Origin of the sequence: Bradyrhizobium sp. BRP22, from assembly GCF_020194175.1 — a bacterium.
Taxonomy (GTDB): Bacteria; Pseudomonadota; Alphaproteobacteria; order Rhizobiales; family Xanthobacteraceae; genus Bradyrhizobium.
On record NZ_JADYVX010000002.1, the window covers coordinates 185,418 to 199,006 of the forward strand.

The following is a 13,589-nucleotide window of genomic DNA, read 5'->3' on the forward strand; positions in this document are numbered from 1 at the left end:
GAAACTGCCTATAGAATGATCATTCAGTGACATTTTTTGATCATCTTGCATCCAAGCGGGGCACGGCCGATATCGCCAATCGGTAACCACACGAGAACGAGTCGGGCGCACCATGGAGGATCGCGGTTTCGACCGTAGGAGGGAATGAGATGATAAATACGGGTTTGAATCAGGGGTCTGCGAAGATCTACCAATTCCCGGTCGGCGGCCGGGCCTCGCTCGCGGGGCGACGCTACGGCGAAACCAGGTCGGCGCTCGAGATTGCCGCCTCACAGGTCAACAAGGCCGATTGCAGCGGCAGCTGGTATCACGAGGCGGCTATCCAGGAATCCAAGCCGGCGCGTGACCACTGATGCCGGGCAAAGATCTGATCGCCTCCCGACGGAAATGTCGGGCATCGGCAGCGTAGCAAAGGGTCGGAACGAGCGCGTTTCGGCCCTTTTTCATGCCACCTCGCAGGCGGTGGCGGGCCGTCTGGCGTGCTTGAGCGTGGCGAGACCGGCTTTGGTGATCCTCAGCGTGACGCCGCCGCCAGAGTAGCGCGCGCCTGATAGCGTCAGCCGCTTCAGCAGCGTCACCGCCTTGCCGTCGAGCTGGAGATGGGCACGGGAATCGTACTGGAAAAATCCGACGATGAACTGCGTGCCGTCAGCGCAGCGATAGTTCCGGAACGCGCTCTGCGCCGCCGCTTGCGACCCGCCGGCCACGGTTCCCGCCATCAAGACCGCGGCGAAGATCGCTGTCTGTCGATGATTCATGCTTCGTCCCTGGAGCCTGCTTGAGTATAGACGAGTGCGGGACGCGCACCATCTCCGATCCGGTCATCTGCCTGCCGCAGAAGATTGATTAAGTCAGCCCGATGCCAGACTCCCCTGCCCGACATTTCAATCTCGCCGGCGCCAGCAATTTCCGCGACCTCGGCGGCTACGCTACGCGCGACGGCCGCAGTGTCCGCTGGCGCCAGATCTTTCGCTCCAATCATCTCGGCCGGCTCACCGACGACGACATCGCGGTGGTCCGCGGCCTCGGCGTCCGCTGCGCCTTCGATTTCCGCGGGCAGGAGGAGCGCGCGGAGGGCTTGTGCGGGATGGCCGATATCACCGTGCATTCGCTGCCGGTCGAACCGACGGTGGTCGCCGCGCTCCGCGCCATCGCCGCCAGCGGCAATCCGCCGACCGAGAACGATGCCATCGAGGTGATGCGTGACTCCTATCGCAGCTATGTGCAGGAGAACACGCCGCGCTTCCGTGCGCTGTTTGCGCATCTGTTGGAGGACCGCGCACCGCTCGTCATCCATTGCAGCGCCGGCAAGGACCGCACCGGCTTCGCCTGCGCGCTGATCCTGCATGCGCTCGGTGTCCCCGATGAAGTGATCTCGGAAGACTATCTGCTGACCAATCGCTTCTATCGGCGCGACCCCTCCGTGACCAGCGACCTGCCTGACAGTGTCCTGCAGGTGATCGGCACGGCGCGGACCGCTTTCCTGGCCACGTCGTTCGCGGCCATCAACGCCGATTACGGCGGTCTCGACAATTATATCCGCGACGGCCTTGGTGTCGGAGAAGCCGAGCGCAAGCAGCTTGCCGCGCTCTATCTCGAGAGACTTTAAGCCGCCGCTTCCAGCTCGGCGTCGAGATCGGCGATGACTTCCTCGAACGCCGAGATCGCCTGCTGCACCGCCGCGATCTGCATCAACTCCCAACCGCTGACAGGACCGGTGCGGTTCTGCAACGCGACGACCAGGTCCCGCCGCTGCTCCTTAAGCTGAACGAGCGGTAAACCGTGATCGGGTAAGTTTCCCATGGTGTGATCCCCTGCCTTGATCGGACCTCACTTGTAGCGAATGGCTTCTGCGATCGACTTACGGAAGTTGCGCAAATTTTACCGATCAACGGCAGGGCCCTAGTCCTACGTGGATGGCGGCGCTTCTGTCGCCTGCTTGATCACGTCGAACAGTGCATGCGTGACGCAGCCTGTCGCCCACTCGCTGGTGTGAAGTCCCCCGCCATCATCCAGTTCCGGAAGCGGGACGTTGTCTTCCACCACCCAGCGCTGCATGAGAGCAAAACGACTGAATAAATTGACGCCTTTCGCATTGGCGACGCTCGAGATCAGAGCGGTCATTTCCTTCGACCGTTTCAGCTTGCTGGGCTCCTCGACGACAGCCCTTACGTATTGGGAGTCCATGATCACGACGTCTGCCGGCAACGTGGACAGCATGTCGAGTCCAACTTCGATCGCTGCCCTCACCTCGTCCGGATTATAGTGGTCGCGATAGACCGCGTTGGTGCCGACCTGCCAGATTACAAGCGCTGGTGCTTCGCCGAGAACATCGGATTCGAAGCGGGACAATTCTTCGGGAGCCTCCTGCCCTCCGATGCCGCGGTTGAGAATGTCGATCATGCGGCCATAGAAGCCTTGTATCCCGTGCCTATCGCCCTGCCGCAACAGCATTTCGAGCCGCGGCGGATAAGGCAGCACACCTTCAGTACCAGCGGTCGAGGACGATCCAATGGCCACGACCTTGACCTTACGCTGATGTCTCAGCGCATTCGCGAAATGGGTCAGCGGTTTGAATTTGAAGAGCTCGAGGTGCTTGTTGCAGGGCTGTTGCGCGCTAGGCATTGGAAACATCCTCTACGAGAATAGTTTGAAATATTCGCGTATTTGGCGACGAATTGCGGAGCATTGCAAATGACATTCTCCTGATCATAGTGTGCGCTGCAGCTTACCGGCCCCGGGAGTAGTCATGCAGGACAAGGTCGTCATCATCACCGGCGCATTGGGCGCACTCGGCAAAGCGGTCGTAGAGGAGGCCCTGGCGCGCGGCGCGCGTGTGGCCGCAGTTGATCATGCACCGTCATCGCTATCGCCGACCTCGAGCCGGATCGAACTCGGTGGCGTCGACCTGACCGACACGGCACAGGCGAAAACGGCGATCGACGCTGCGGCGACGCATTTCGGCCGGCTCGATGCCCTGATCAACATCGCCGGCGGCTTTGCCTTCAAGACGGTCGCGGACGGCGATCCGGCGACCTGGCAGCGGATGTATGCGCTCAACGTCACGACCGCGCTCAACGCCTCGCGCGCGGCGATCCCGCATCTTCTTGGGTCCAGCGCCGCGCGCATCATCAATATCGGCGCGCTCGGTGCACTGCAGGCTGATGCCGGCATGGGCGCCTATGCCGCTTCGAAATCCGGCGTGCATCGCCTGACCGAAGCGCTGGCCGTCGAGCACAAGGGCAAGATCACCGTCAACGCCGTGCTGCCTTCGATCATCGACACGGCCGCCAACCGCGCCAGCATGCCGAAGGCGGATTTCTCAAAATGGGTGACGCCGAAGGAACTCGCCGACGTCATCCTGTTCCTCGCCAGCGACGCAGCCAGCGCAGTCACCGGCGCGCTGTTGCCGGTGAATGGGCGCGTTTGAACGCTCGCACTGTCATCATCCGCGAAGGCGGATGATCCAGTATCCCACAGAGCTGAGTTATATACGGATGATTTGCCGTTTACTGGATACCCCGCATGCGCGGGCTATGATAGTCGCTCACGCCTCCACCAGCTTCTTCAGCACCGCCTTGAAGCGGATGCTGCGCTTGCCGGCGAGCGCGGTAGCCTCGGCCTCGGCGCCTTCGGAGTAATACGTGCCGGAAAAGCCGATGCCGACTTCCTGGCCGCCGAACAGCGGCCGCTCGCCCAGGCTCGGCGTATGCTCGCGATTGACGATCTCGCCCTTCCATCGGCCATTCGTGGCGGTGTAGGCGCCGATGTAATCGAAATAGGCATCGCCGCCGCGGATGCGGCCGTCATGCAGCATCATCACGCCGGTATTGCCGCCGTCGAGCCCATCGAGCATGCGAATGTGGATGGAGTAGAGCCCGTTGCCGATGCCATCGGGCCCAATCCTGCCGGGCGCGGGCGCGTCCTTGTCGTTGATCGGGGTCAGGATCGCCGTGAACACGATGCCGGGCAAGGCGACGGTCCCGCCCTCGAAATGCACGTCCTCACCCCTGCGCGCCCCCTTGAACGTCATGACGATGTTGTCGATCGGGAACATCGGCACGTAATTGGGATCGTGATTGTGCCGCGACATCTTCATCTCAAGCGAGACAATGCCGCCCGCCTCCGTATAGCTGCCGATGAAGGACGAACCGGAATTTCCGCCATAGAGCTTGCCGGAGGCGGTTGCGAACACCACGCCGCAACCGGTCCCCCGCACCGTCCTGAACGAAAATTTGTACAGTCCCTGCAGCACTTGGCGCCCACTTCGCGCGACAAATGCACCAGCTCCCGCGCGCACCATTTGCTCGCGCAGGCTCGCCGATCGCCATTTGATCTTGTCCCATAACAACACTAGCCGTTTTGACACCGTCGCGGCAAACGCTTTGCGGTAAACTTCTGCAACTGAGTCGTGGCATTTCGCGACTGGAGAATCCTGCGCGTGGAAACGTCGCTCTATCTGCCCGTCAAACGGTTCCTCGAAAAGCTCGGCTTCACTGTGAAGGGCGAGATCGGCGGCTGCGACCTCGTGGCGCTCAGCGGCGACGATCCGCCGCTCGTCGTGGTCGGTGAGCTGAAACTCACTTTCAACCTGGAACTGATCCTCCAGGCCGTCGATCGCGCCGGCGCCTGCGACGAGATCTGGATCGCGGCGAATCTGTCGACGCGCGGCAAGGGCCGCGAAAGCGATGCGCGCTACCGCAATCTCTGCCGCCGCCTCGGCTTCGGCATGCTGGGAGTGACCGGCGCCGGCGAGGTCGAGGTGCTGGTGAAACCGCCGACCACGGCGCCGCGCCGCAATCCAAAGAAGCGCTCGCGCCTGGTTGCCGAGCACAATCGCCGCAAGGGCGATCCCGTGATGGGCGGCAGCACGCGCTCACCGATCATGACGGCCTACCGCCAGCAGGCGCTCGCCTGCGCGTCGGCGCTCGCGAATGGACCACGACGCGTGCGTGACCTCCGGGTCGATATTCCGGACGCCGGCAAGATCCTGCTGCATAATGTCTATGGCTGGTTCGATCGTGCCGAGCGCGGAATTTATGTGCTGACCGACGCAGGCCGCGCCGCGTTGCAGCGCTGGCCGCAGCCGCCGCTTGATTCAGCAGCTACAGTGGCGGCTCCGATGCGAATGACGACGGCGTAGCGTAGCGATGCACGATTACGGTGCACAACCGGTAACGATCGCGCGATGAGGTGGGCAAATCAGAGCATGATCCGGAAAAGCGGAGACCGGTTTTCCGAAAAGATCATGTTCGAACAAGGAGATCAGATCATGGTCCGATAACGTCCGATCGGAGCATGATCTGGAGAAAGTCTACGGTGCATGGCTGGATTGCCATGTCAATTTCATATTGCAATGCAACAATATGCTGCCTAGGTATCCGGCCCAAAGTGTGATCCGGAAAAGGTAGCTCCGGCTCTTCCTCGCAACAGACACGAAGCGTTTTGCGCGGAGATCCATGCTTACATCAAAGAGGCGGGCGGACGACTATTCGCAGAACCGTCGTTGCGCTCCCAGCGAGGCCCCAATGAGCGAAGACTGGCAAACGAAATATGGTCCCCGGCGCGTGAGGCGCGATCCGCCCACGCTGGAGGAAGCGATCTTCGCCGCCGTCGGCATCACCGACGACCTCGAGCAGCAGGCCGAGATCGCCTCCGCCTTGATGGGCCTTCCCTACGAGCAGGTGCTGGCCGAGGTGAAGAAGACAGCGCGCACCACCGCGAGGTCGGCGACCCGCGTGATCGCGGGCGAGCAAGGCGCGCAGCGCGCGGTCGTGGTCGAGCGGCGTGTCGTCCGCCGGTTCGGCAACGACAAGCGGACCGGCACCTAAGCGCGCCGGTTGACGAGGTCTGGAGGCGCGCGCCGGTCAGGCGGCGCGGCCCCAGCCGTACATCTTGAACACCATCTGCCAATAGGCGCGATTGAGATTTGCGATCGCACGCGCCGCATCGAGCGGCGCGACCGTCGCGGCCGGGATCGGTTCCAGCTGGCCGTGCGGCGCCAGATCGATGCTGCCGGTGGATTCACCGTGGCGAAACGTCAGCTTCGCGCCGAACTTGCTGGCGAGCGCTCGCATCGCCTCGTTCTGTGCGCCGGTGGTGATCCGAAGCGAGCGATGGCCCCTCGCCCGCGCCTCTGCGATCAGCTTACGGAACAGGATGCTGCCGACGCCCTTGCGGCGCGCCGAGCGCTCCACGCTGAAGGCGATCTCGGGTTCGCCATCCGGCGATTGCTCCGGCGGATGCAGTTCGGCCGCACCGCGCACCGCGCCGTCCTCGAAATAGGCGATGATGACGGTGCCGTCATTGGCGCATTTCTCGGCGTAGCGCTTGATGAAGCCGTCATCCATGAAGCCATGGAAGCGATCATAGCGGCTGGTTCGGTCCAGCCTCAGCAGATGATCCCGCAGCAGCGGCACTTCCGATCGGCTCAGAGTCCGGACGGTGCCTTTGGCCGGCGCCGAACCGGTAGAATCGTAATTCATTCCATAACTCCTCGTGGCAGCCCTCGAGGAGGCGTCGAATCCCTAGATGCCCAATATTGTGCGTCGCAGCATGTAATTCAAGTACGTAGATTCACCGAATGTCGCATCCGGATTCACTAGATCTTTCATATTGAATCGATTGATGAATCCAGGACTACGCGCGCACTATAATACCATCTGAGTCTGCGTCACCACGGCAACCAGCTTGCCGTCCTCGGTTTCCAATCGGGTCTGCCAGACCTGCGTGCGCCGCCCGCGATGGACCGGCGTGGCGATGGCAATGACCGTGGTCCCCTCCCTGGCGCCGCCGATGAAATTGGTCTTGCTCTCGATCGTGGTGGTCCCCTTGGCATCCTCGGGCAGGTTGATCACGGTTGCGGCTGCCCCGACCGAATCCGCCAGCGCCATCACGGCGCCGCCGTGGATGGTGTGATGCAATGTGCAGAGGTCCGGCCGCACCAGCATTTTCGCCACCACGCGGTCCTTCTCGGCTTCCGTAAAGGTGACGCCCTTCAGTTCCGCGAACGGCATCTTCATCGATTGGATCTTCTCCAGCGGCGTCATGCGTCCTCCCGTTTTGTTGTGCGCGCGGCAGCGGCGGAGAATGGACGGAGGCGGTAAATCAGGCAATGACGTCGGAGGTAATGGCCGGCGTGACAATGCGCGGCCAATGACAGAGATTTTCGATGCGCCACTTCCCTCCCCGCCGGATCGTCTGCCTCACCGAGGAAACCGTGGAGACGCTATATTTGCTCGGCGAGCAGGACCGCATCGTCGGCGTCTCCGGCTATGCGGTGCGACCGCCGCAGGTCCGGCGCGAGAAACCGCGCGTCGCGGCGTTCATCTCGGCCGACATCCCGAAAATCCTGGCGCTCGAGCCGGACCTCGTCCTAGCTTTCTCCGACATCCAGGCTGATATCGTGGCCGATCTGGTGCGGGCCGGCGTCGACGTTCACGTCTTCAACCAGCGCGACATTGCCGGCATCATGGCGATGATCCGCACGCTGGGCGCCATGGTCGGCGCCACGGAACGCGCCGCCCAGCTTGCGACAGGCTTCGAGCAGCGCCTTGCCGCGATCGCCGCGACGCCACGTTCACAGCCGAAGCCAAAAGTCTATTTTGAGGAATGGGACGATCCCTTGATCTCTGGCATTGGCTGGGTCGCCGAACTGATCGAGATCGCCGGCGGCGAAGACGCGCTGCCAGACTTGCGGTTTCAGAAGGCGGCGAAGGATCGCATCATCACGCCCGAGGCCGTGCGCGATGCCGCGCCCGACGTGATCCTCGCCTCCTGGTGCGGCAAGAAGGTCGTGCCCGACCGCATCCGCAACCGTCCCGGCTGGAGCGACATTCCCGCCGTGCGCAATAACCGCATCGTCGAGATCAAGTCGACGATCATCTTGCAGCCAGGCCCAGCCGCACTCACCGATGGGCTGGACGCGATCGTGAAAGCGTTGTGGCCGTCGCAGGCCTGAACTCCCACAGCTGTCATTGCGAGCGCAGCGAAGCAATCCATGGCGCCGCGCGTGGAGAGATGGATTGCTTCGCTCCACTCGCAATGACGAGTTGAAAGAGCGTGGCAGAGTTACACCTTCTCCACGCCGCACCATTCCGCGATGAACAGCGCGGTGGCTTTGGTGGATTTGCGCAGCGACTCCAGATCGACATATTCGTTGAAACCATGCATCGCCGCGCCGCTGGCGCCGAAGCACAGGCTCGGGATGTTGTAGTTCAATCCGTAGAAGCGGGTATCGGTGAGCGCGGTGAAGGCGCGATCTTCCACCGTGCCGCTATAGACGGCGCCGAACGCCTTCGCGAACGCCGCTTCCGGCTCTGCCGAATTGGTGAGCTCATAGCCCTCTGACAGGAAGCCTGACCACTGCACCTCAGGCGGGTTGTTGGAAAGGAAGCGATGGTCGCGCGCGGCTGCCGACACGCAGGCCAGGATCTCCTTCTGGCACTCCGCGATCGACCAGCCCGGCAGCACCGCGATGCGGCAGTCGACGTCACACCAGGCCGGCACGCTGGAGGCCCAGTCGCCGCCTTTGATGATGCCGGGATTGAAATTGAGGGGATGCACGACGTCCTTGAAGTGACGGTCGGCCTTGGCGCGCTCGTTCCATTCGGCCTCGAGCTTTTCCAACGCGTGAATCAGATGATACGCCGCCATGATCGCGTTGGAGCCGGCGCCGGCCTCGAACACATGCACGGGGAAGCCGCGCACCCTCAGCCGAAACCAGATCACCCCGACCTGCGAGCGGATCATCTTGCCGTCGGTCGGCTCCGGAATGAAGCAGGCATCGGCGCGATAGCCGCGCTGCAGGGTCGAAAGCGCGCCGACACCGGTGCTCTCCTCCTCGATCACCGACTGGAAATGGATCCGCCCCGTCGGACGGAGACGCGCCGCCTTGATCGCATCCAGCGCGTAGAGCGCGCCGATCGTGCCCGACTTCATGTCGCAGGCGCCGCGGCCGTACATCCGCCCGTCCTTGATGGTGGGCGAGAACGGCGGCGTCTCCCACATGTCGAGCGGGCCGGTCGGCACCACGTCGCAGTGCCCCTGCAGGATCAGCGATTTGCCGCCATTGCTGGGCGGCCGGTAGGTGCCGACCACCGTGCGCGCTTTGGAGAAATCGTGCTCGATCGGGCCGAAGCCGCGCAGGTCCTTCAGATCATCGACATTGATGTGCCAGTCGTCGACCTCATAGCCGCGCGCACGCAGGAGGTCGCCGATCATGTCCTGGCACGGACCTTCCGCGCCGCGGGTCGATGGGATCGCGACGAATTCCTTCGTGGTCGCAAGCTGCGCATCAAAGCCGGCATCAACGGCGTCCAGGATCCTTTGTTGCGTCTCGGCATTCATGCGGCAGCTCCAACTCCGGGTTCGATCGACAAGCGTACGGCCGCTTGCCCGACACCGCTATAGCGTGATCTCAGCCACCGGGGTACTGCGCAAAATAGGCATCTCGTAGCGCTTCTTCGAGCAGACGGCCCTCCGAATAGCCATTGAGCGATTCTGGCCGCGTCACCCCGTCGAGCAGCCGCGCGCAAGGTTCCGGCGCGCCGAGCACGGTGCGCACCGGAATGCGCTCGGCATAAATAGGCAATTCGTAATCCTCCTCGTCGTCGGCGACGCCCTTGGCGCGGATCTTGGCGGACGCCTCCTCGATCTCCATCGCGATGAAGGAGGTCGCCTTGATCTCCTGCGTGTTGCTCGGCCGCAGGCTCGCGGTGCGATCGGGAAAAAACCGGTCGACCATGGCGACCAGTGCGCGCTGCTTCTCGTCCGGATCGGTGACGAGGTAGGCCGTGCCGAATGCCATCACCGCGCGATAATCGGCCGAATGATTGAAGCCGCAGCGCGCCAGCACCAGGCTGTCGAGATGCGCGACCGTAAGACAGACCCTCTGGCCCGAGGACTGGTTCCTCAGCATGCGGCTCGCGCTGCTGCCATGCCAGTAAAGCTTGGTCCCCTCCCGCCAGAAGAAGGTCGGCGTGCAGTAGGGCTGGCCGTCGATCGCATAGGAGACGTGGCACAGCATCGAGGAGTCGAGGATGCGGTGCACGGTGGCGTGATCATAGAAGCCGCGGTCATGGCGGCGCTTCACCTGGTTTCGCGGTGACAACGGATATGAGGCGGCAGCACCTTCGCTCACGGCAACTCCTGTCGGGATTTTGAACGTTTCGAAACGGTTGTAGCGCCGGATTTGGTCTGCGATAGTGCCAATTCCATGCGAAAAATTTCGACCAATTCCGCATCGCCGCGCAAGGCCGAGCTGCCGCTCGACCTTTCCGGACCGCACGTCACGCCGGGCGCCTCCGGCCAGCAGCGCCTCTACCAGGCGCTTTGCCATGCCATCCTCGGCGGCATCGTCAAACCGGGCGAGCCGCTGCCGCCGTCCCGCACGCTCGCGCGGCAAACCGGCTTTCGCCGCAACGCGGTCGTCTCCGCCTATGAGCGACTGATCGCGGATGGCTTTGCGGTGGCGACCACAGGGTCCGGGACATTCGTCGCGGCGCGGATCCCGGCGCGAGCCAGCGAGGCGCCGAAGCCGAAGATCATCGTCGATGCGCCCCAGCAAGGCGCGCTCGCGCTCGGCTGCACGCATATCGATAGCCGCGCCCTGCAGCGCTTCCGCGCCTTTGTCGGCCGACGGATGCGCGCCTTCAGCGCCGAGCATTTCCATTACGGCGATCCCAGGGGCAGCCGCGAGCTCCGCGATGCGATCGCCGATCACCTCTTGTCGGCACGTGGCCTGCGCTGCGACCCGGAACAGATCATGCTGACATCGGGCACGCTGCACGGGTTACGCATTGTCTTGAGCGCGATCCTCAAGCCGGGCGACCAGATCTGGTGCGAGGATCCCGGCTATCCGATCGCACGCAGAACCATCGAGCATTGCGGCTATCGCGCCGTTTCCGTTCCCGTCGACGCGTCGGGCATGGTGGTTGCAAACGGCCGGGCCCGAGCGCCGGCGGCGCGTGCGGCCTATGTGACGCCGTCGCATCAATTTCCGCTCGGCGTGCAGATGTCGATGCCGCGCCGGCTCGAGCTACTCGACTGGGCCAAGAAAGCCGATGCCTTCGTGTTCGAGGACGATTACGACAGCGAGTTCAGATATGACGGCGCTCCCCTGCTGTCGCTCGCCGGCATCGATCATCTCCGGCGCGTCATCTATATGGGCACGTTCGCCAAGACGCTGTTTCCGGGATTGCGCATCGGTTATTGCGCGCTGCCCGAAAAATTGATCGGCCCGGTCACGGCGGCCCGCGCCGCGCTCGACCGCTTTCCCGGCACGCTGATGGAAGGCGCCGTCGCCGACATGCTGAATTCCGGCGCTTTCGCCGCCAACCTGAAGAAGGTGCGCAGGCTCTATCGCGAGGCCCGCGACGCGCTGGCCTCGACATTGTCAGAGGCCTCCAATGGTGAGTTGTCGGTGCCGGTCCCCTCGCAGGGCCTGCATCTGGTGGCGCGGTTCGATCCGTCGACAGAACCGCTCGTAGCATCGCAGGCCAGGAGCGCCGCCGGCGTCGACGGCTGGCTGCTCGCCGAGACCTATCACCGCGCGCGTCCCCTGCCCGGCTTCGTGCTGGGATTTGCCGGCCACGACCTTCCGCAACTGAAAGCATCAGCCGAACGATTGGCAAAGGCGTCGCTCGCGGAGCTGCGCGCGAAGCGCCGCTCTATGAGAATCGCCGACGCCTCACTAAGGTGAAGGCGAAAAGTTTCTCGGCGGAGATACCGGATGCCCGGCAATCGCAACGTCCTGTATCTGATCATCGGTGTGCTGCTCGCCGTCATCGGCGTGCTCAGCTACCAGCTCTACCAGGCCAAGAAGCAGCCCGAAGGTTTCCAGATCAATGTCGGCCCCGACGGGCTGAAGATCCAAGGCAAGTGATGTTCGAGTGATGCGGATGATCTCGAGAAAAATTCTGCGCGTCGGCTGCATCGCGCTGCTTGGTTGGCTCGCATCACCGCTGGCAGCGTCGGCCCAGGTGCTGGGGCGCGAGCAGGACATCATCGATTTGCGACTGGGCCAGCGCGTGCTGGTTGACGATGGATCGTGCCCCGCGGGCCAGATCAAGGAAGTCTCGGGCTCACAGATGACGAGCCATGGCGTCACGCGCGTACGCAAATGCATCCCGCGCCTCGGTACCAAGAAGCGCTAAGATCATACCTATCCGTCATGCCCCGCGCAGGCGGGGCATCCAGTAATCGACGTCGCCAGTCGTGCGCACGACGCACGCCGTCGAATACTGGATCGCCCGGTCAAGCCGGGCGATGACCTCGCGTGATGATCGAGAACGCCGCTCACTCCGTCGCCGGATCGAACATGCACTGCAGCGTGGGCTTGGCGATCTTGGTGAAGGTCGGGCCGATCTCGGACTGCTTTGAGGGCGGCACCCAGTCGGTCTCGATTGTCGGTACGCCGGTCTCGCTGATGCCGCGCAGCAGGGCTTCACGCAGATCGGGATCATCGACGGTGGCGGCAGCATAATCGTGCAGACAGCCGCATACGGCTTCCGGATGCGCCCAGCGGCCCAGCATGTGTGGCGCGCACAGGCGCACGAATTCGCCACGCGGGTCCGGCAGCACCTTGAACAGGGTGCGGAATTGCGTCGGCTGGGTTTGGAGCGTTGCCGGCACTTGCGCTTGTACGGAACTCGCAGAAATGATCGATGCTGCGATGACGGCGAGACAGGTGCGCAAGAGGTTGCAGTTCATTTACCGTAGGCTTTCTTGCAGACTGCTCTGGGGGCGCTCAGTTGGCGGCAACGACGATCGTCTGCATTGCGGCGACTGCGATCGGCGAACCGCTATAGGAGAAGGTGCCGACGCCCGGAAGCTCGCTGTCGGAGGTTCCGGCCAGTGAGGGTCCGGCCAGGACGAAGGCGAAGGCAAGGATGAAGCTGATCGTCCGCATTGGCTGTCTCCGGTCCTCCAGCCCGCCGTCTTGTTGGTGTGATAGCCAAGCCCTGTTTCCGGACCTCTGCGCCAAAAGCCGAAAATGGTTTCATTCTACTGCAGAATTGTTTCGTCGGTTCCGCGCGACGAAACATTGGCGCAAAAAACTCAATGATTTCAGTGGCGGCAATGCTGGTACACCAGCGCTCCTGAGCGGCATCGCGCCATCCGCGACGAAATGATTCACGGCGCGAGTGACATAGATCAACGCCGGCAGCCACGGCTTCGCGCTAGATTGTCGACGCGCCGAGCGCAAACGTCGCGAGTTCTTAATCTTTGGCCGCTAGGAGCGCTGCAGCAAACTGAACCCCAGAGCTTACTCCGCCGACTCAGTCGAACAACTCGCAACCTTTGTTGCTGGTTGCGCGTTAGTCCCTCCACCCAATCCAACGAAGGATCGCAGTCGTGGGCAATGGCAACATCGATGTTGGCAAGGAAGCCGCGACCCGCAAACCCGGCCAGCAGCAGATGACGGGAGCGATGTCGCAGCAAGGCACTTACGTCATGGGCGACAATGAATGCGCGCAGCAGAAGCTCGTGCGCCTCGTAGGCTGTCGCGATCCCCAAGCCCGCCTTCAGGCCGGGATGCGAGGATCCGAGTTGAAGAAGCGGCAGTTCTAGCCACGTCTCCAGTGCAG

General features: G+C 63.0%; 20 protein-coding genes. 10 read left to right on the top strand and 10 right to left on the bottom strand.

Annotation, left to right across the window (positions count from 1 at the left end):
* The first annotated feature begins 149 nt into the window (after positions 1-149).
* The gene (locus I6F35_RS03300; protein ID WP_225116217.1) at positions 150-353 is read left to right on the top strand and encodes a DUF2735 domain-containing protein; all 204 of its coding nucleotides are present in this window, start codon (positions 150-152) and stop codon (positions 351-353) included.
* A 90-nt stretch (positions 354-443) separates the two neighbouring features.
* Here I6F35_RS03300 and I6F35_RS03305 read toward each other — a convergent pair whose 3' ends face one another.
* On the bottom strand, positions 444-758 hold the full coding sequence (locus I6F35_RS03305; protein ID WP_225116218.1) for an MliC family protein: 315 nt from the start codon (positions 756-758) through the stop codon (positions 444-446).
* Between the two features lie 101 nt (positions 759-859).
* Here I6F35_RS03305 and I6F35_RS03310 point away from each other — a divergent pair, with 101 nt between their 5' ends.
* The gene (locus I6F35_RS03310) at positions 860-1,609 is read left to right on the top strand and encodes a tyrosine-protein phosphatase (RefSeq protein ID WP_225116219.1); all 750 of its coding nucleotides are present in this window, start codon (positions 860-862) and stop codon (positions 1,607-1,609) included.
* On the opposite strand, the gene I6F35_RS03315 is transcribed toward I6F35_RS03310, so the two are convergent.
* Complete coding sequence (locus I6F35_RS03315) at positions 1,606-1,803, bottom strand: hypothetical protein (protein WP_035690989.1); 198 nt, start codon at positions 1,801-1,803, stop codon at positions 1,606-1,608. The two genes, I6F35_RS03310 and I6F35_RS03315, sit on opposite strands and share 4 nt — an antisense overlap.
* Before the next feature lie 105 nt (positions 1,804-1,908).
* On the bottom strand, positions 1,909-2,625 hold the full coding sequence (locus I6F35_RS03320; RefSeq protein ID WP_225116220.1) for an SGNH/GDSL hydrolase family protein: 717 nt from the start codon (positions 2,623-2,625) through the stop codon (positions 1,909-1,911).
* Positions 2,626-2,749: 124 nt separating this feature from the next.
* Between I6F35_RS03320 and I6F35_RS03325 the strand changes: the two genes are divergently transcribed.
* Positions 2,750-3,430 carry an SDR family oxidoreductase gene (locus I6F35_RS03325; RefSeq protein ID WP_225116221.1) on the top strand — a complete coding sequence of 227 codons (681 nt, stop codon included), beginning with the start codon at positions 2,750-2,752 and terminating at the stop codon, positions 3,428-3,430.
* A gap of 117 nt (positions 3,431-3,547) precedes the next feature.
* Here I6F35_RS03325 and I6F35_RS03330 read toward each other — a convergent pair whose 3' ends face one another.
* Positions 3,548-4,255, bottom strand: a complete 708-nt coding sequence (locus tag I6F35_RS03330; RefSeq protein ID WP_225116222.1) for a hypothetical protein — start codon at positions 4,253-4,255, stop codon at positions 3,548-3,550.
* Between the two features lie 186 nt (positions 4,256-4,441).
* Between I6F35_RS03330 and I6F35_RS03335 the strand changes: the two genes are divergently transcribed.
* Both I6F35_RS03335 and I6F35_RS03340 read left to right on the top strand, forming a co-directional pair.
* Positions 4,442-5,143: a DUF2161 family putative PD-(D/E)XK-type phosphodiesterase gene (locus I6F35_RS03335; RefSeq protein WP_225116223.1), complete on the top strand. Its 702-nt coding sequence runs from the start codon at positions 4,442-4,444 to the stop codon at positions 5,141-5,143.
* Positions 5,144-5,528: 385 nt separating this feature from the next.
* The gene (locus I6F35_RS03340; RefSeq protein ID WP_225116224.1) at positions 5,529-5,831 is read left to right on the top strand and encodes a hypothetical protein; all 303 of its coding nucleotides are present in this window, start codon (positions 5,529-5,531) and stop codon (positions 5,829-5,831) included.
* A 36-nt stretch (positions 5,832-5,867) separates the two neighbouring features.
* On the opposite strand, the gene I6F35_RS03345 is transcribed toward I6F35_RS03340, so the two are convergent.
* Together I6F35_RS03345 and I6F35_RS03350 are read right to left on the bottom strand one after the other, a co-directional pair.
* Positions 5,868-6,485: a GNAT family N-acetyltransferase gene (locus I6F35_RS03345; RefSeq protein ID WP_225116225.1), complete on the bottom strand. Its 618-nt coding sequence runs from the start codon at positions 6,483-6,485 to the stop codon at positions 5,868-5,870.
* A 165-nt stretch (positions 6,486-6,650) separates the two neighbouring features.
* On the bottom strand, positions 6,651-7,049 hold the full coding sequence (locus tag I6F35_RS03350) for a PaaI family thioesterase (protein ID WP_225116226.1): 399 nt from the start codon (positions 7,047-7,049) through the stop codon (positions 6,651-6,653).
* Positions 7,050-7,171: 122 nt separating this feature from the next.
* On the opposite strand from I6F35_RS03350, the gene I6F35_RS03355 reads away from it, so the two are divergent.
* Entirely contained in the window at positions 7,172-7,960 is a 789-nt protein-coding gene (locus I6F35_RS03355; protein WP_225116227.1) for a cobalamin-binding protein, read from the top strand.
* A 110-nt stretch (positions 7,961-8,070) separates the two neighbouring features.
* On the opposite strand, the gene I6F35_RS03360 is transcribed toward I6F35_RS03355, so the two are convergent.
* Both I6F35_RS03360 and I6F35_RS03365 read right to left on the bottom strand, forming a co-directional pair.
* Entirely contained in the window at positions 8,071-9,348 is a 1,278-nt protein-coding gene (locus tag I6F35_RS03360; RefSeq protein WP_225116228.1) for an ArgE/DapE family deacylase, read from the bottom strand.
* A gap of 70 nt (positions 9,349-9,418) precedes the next feature.
* Positions 9,419-10,141 carry a pyridoxamine 5'-phosphate oxidase family protein gene (locus tag I6F35_RS03365; RefSeq protein ID WP_225116229.1) on the bottom strand — a complete coding sequence of 241 codons (723 nt, stop codon included), beginning with the start codon at positions 10,139-10,141 and terminating at the stop codon, positions 9,419-9,421.
* A gap of 75 nt (positions 10,142-10,216) precedes the next feature.
* Between I6F35_RS03365 and I6F35_RS03370 the strand changes: the two genes are divergently transcribed.
* The 3 genes from I6F35_RS03370 to I6F35_RS03380 are packed head-to-tail and all read left to right on the top strand — an operon-like array spanning position 10,217 to position 12,155.
* Entirely contained in the window at positions 10,217-11,701 is a 1,485-nt protein-coding gene (locus I6F35_RS03370; protein WP_225116230.1) for a PLP-dependent aminotransferase family protein, read from the top strand.
* Positions 11,702-11,731: 30 nt separating this feature from the next.
* Positions 11,732-11,884 carry a hypothetical protein gene (locus I6F35_RS03375; RefSeq protein WP_196237334.1) on the top strand — a complete coding sequence of 51 codons (153 nt, stop codon included), beginning with the start codon at positions 11,732-11,734 and terminating at the stop codon, positions 11,882-11,884.
* 16 nt (positions 11,885-11,900) lie between these two features.
* Positions 11,901-12,155: a DUF6719 family protein gene (locus I6F35_RS03380; protein WP_225116231.1), complete on the top strand. Its 255-nt coding sequence runs from the start codon at positions 11,901-11,903 to the stop codon at positions 12,153-12,155.
* Positions 12,156-12,297: 142 nt separating this feature from the next.
* On the opposite strand, the gene I6F35_RS03385 is transcribed toward I6F35_RS03380, so the two are convergent.
* Together I6F35_RS03385 and I6F35_RS03390 are read right to left on the bottom strand one after the other, a co-directional pair.
* Positions 12,298-12,711, bottom strand: a complete 414-nt coding sequence (locus I6F35_RS03385) for a hypothetical protein (protein WP_225116232.1) — start codon at positions 12,709-12,711, stop codon at positions 12,298-12,300.
* Positions 12,712-12,748: 37 nt separating this feature from the next.
* Positions 12,749-12,910, bottom strand: a complete 162-nt coding sequence (locus I6F35_RS03390; RefSeq protein ID WP_225116233.1) for a hypothetical protein — start codon at positions 12,908-12,910, stop codon at positions 12,749-12,751.
* Between the two features lie 446 nt (positions 12,911-13,356).
* Between I6F35_RS03390 and I6F35_RS03395 the strand changes: the two genes are divergently transcribed.
* A complete protein-coding gene (locus tag I6F35_RS03395; protein ID WP_225116234.1) occupies positions 13,357-13,572 on the top strand; it encodes a hypothetical protein in 216 nt (71 codons plus the stop codon).
* The last annotated feature ends 17 nt before the right edge of the window (positions 13,573-13,589 follow it).

Bases quoted from the DNA above. Each gene is read 5' to 3' on its own strand.
- I6F35_RS03300 (WP_225116217.1), top strand. From the start codon at position 150: ATGATAAATACGGGTTTGAATCAGGGGTCTGCGAAGATCTACCAATTC.
- I6F35_RS03305 (WP_225116218.1), bottom strand. From the start codon at position 758: ATGAATCATCGACAGACAGCGATCTTCGCCGCGGTCTTGATGGCGGGA.
- I6F35_RS03310 (WP_225116219.1), top strand. From the start codon at position 860: ATGCCAGACTCCCCTGCCCGACATTTCAATCTCGCCGGCGCCAGCAAT.
- I6F35_RS03315 (WP_035690989.1), bottom strand. From the start codon at position 1,803: ATGGGAAACTTACCCGATCACGGTTTACCGCTCGTTCAGCTTAAGGAG.
- I6F35_RS03320 (WP_225116220.1), bottom strand. From the start codon at position 2,625: ATGCCTAGCGCGCAACAGCCCTGCAACAAGCACCTCGAGCTCTTCAAA.
- I6F35_RS03325 (WP_225116221.1), top strand. From the start codon at position 2,750: ATGCAGGACAAGGTCGTCATCATCACCGGCGCATTGGGCGCACTCGGC.
- I6F35_RS03340 (WP_225116224.1), top strand. From the start codon at position 5,529: ATGAGCGAAGACTGGCAAACGAAATATGGTCCCCGGCGCGTGAGGCGC.
- I6F35_RS03345 (WP_225116225.1), bottom strand. From the start codon at position 6,485: ATGAATTACGATTCTACCGGTTCGGCGCCGGCCAAAGGCACCGTCCGG.
- I6F35_RS03350 (WP_225116226.1), bottom strand. From the start codon at position 7,049: ATGACGCCGCTGGAGAAGATCCAATCGATGAAGATGCCGTTCGCGGAA.
- I6F35_RS03355 (WP_225116227.1), top strand. From the start codon at position 7,172: ATGCGCCACTTCCCTCCCCGCCGGATCGTCTGCCTCACCGAGGAAACC.
- I6F35_RS03360 (WP_225116228.1), bottom strand. From the start codon at position 9,348: ATGAATGCCGAGACGCAACAAAGGATCCTGGACGCCGTTGATGCCGGC.
- I6F35_RS03370 (WP_225116230.1), top strand. From the start codon at position 10,217: ATGCGAAAAATTTCGACCAATTCCGCATCGCCGCGCAAGGCCGAGCTG.
- I6F35_RS03375 (WP_196237334.1), top strand. From the start codon at position 11,732: ATGCCCGGCAATCGCAACGTCCTGTATCTGATCATCGGTGTGCTGCTC.
- I6F35_RS03380 (WP_225116231.1), top strand. From the start codon at position 11,901: ATGATCTCGAGAAAAATTCTGCGCGTCGGCTGCATCGCGCTGCTTGGT.
- I6F35_RS03385 (WP_225116232.1), bottom strand. From the start codon at position 12,711: ATGAACTGCAACCTCTTGCGCACCTGTCTCGCCGTCATCGCAGCATCG.
- I6F35_RS03390 (WP_225116233.1), bottom strand. From the start codon at position 12,910: ATGCGGACGATCAGCTTCATCCTTGCCTTCGCCTTCGTCCTGGCCGGA.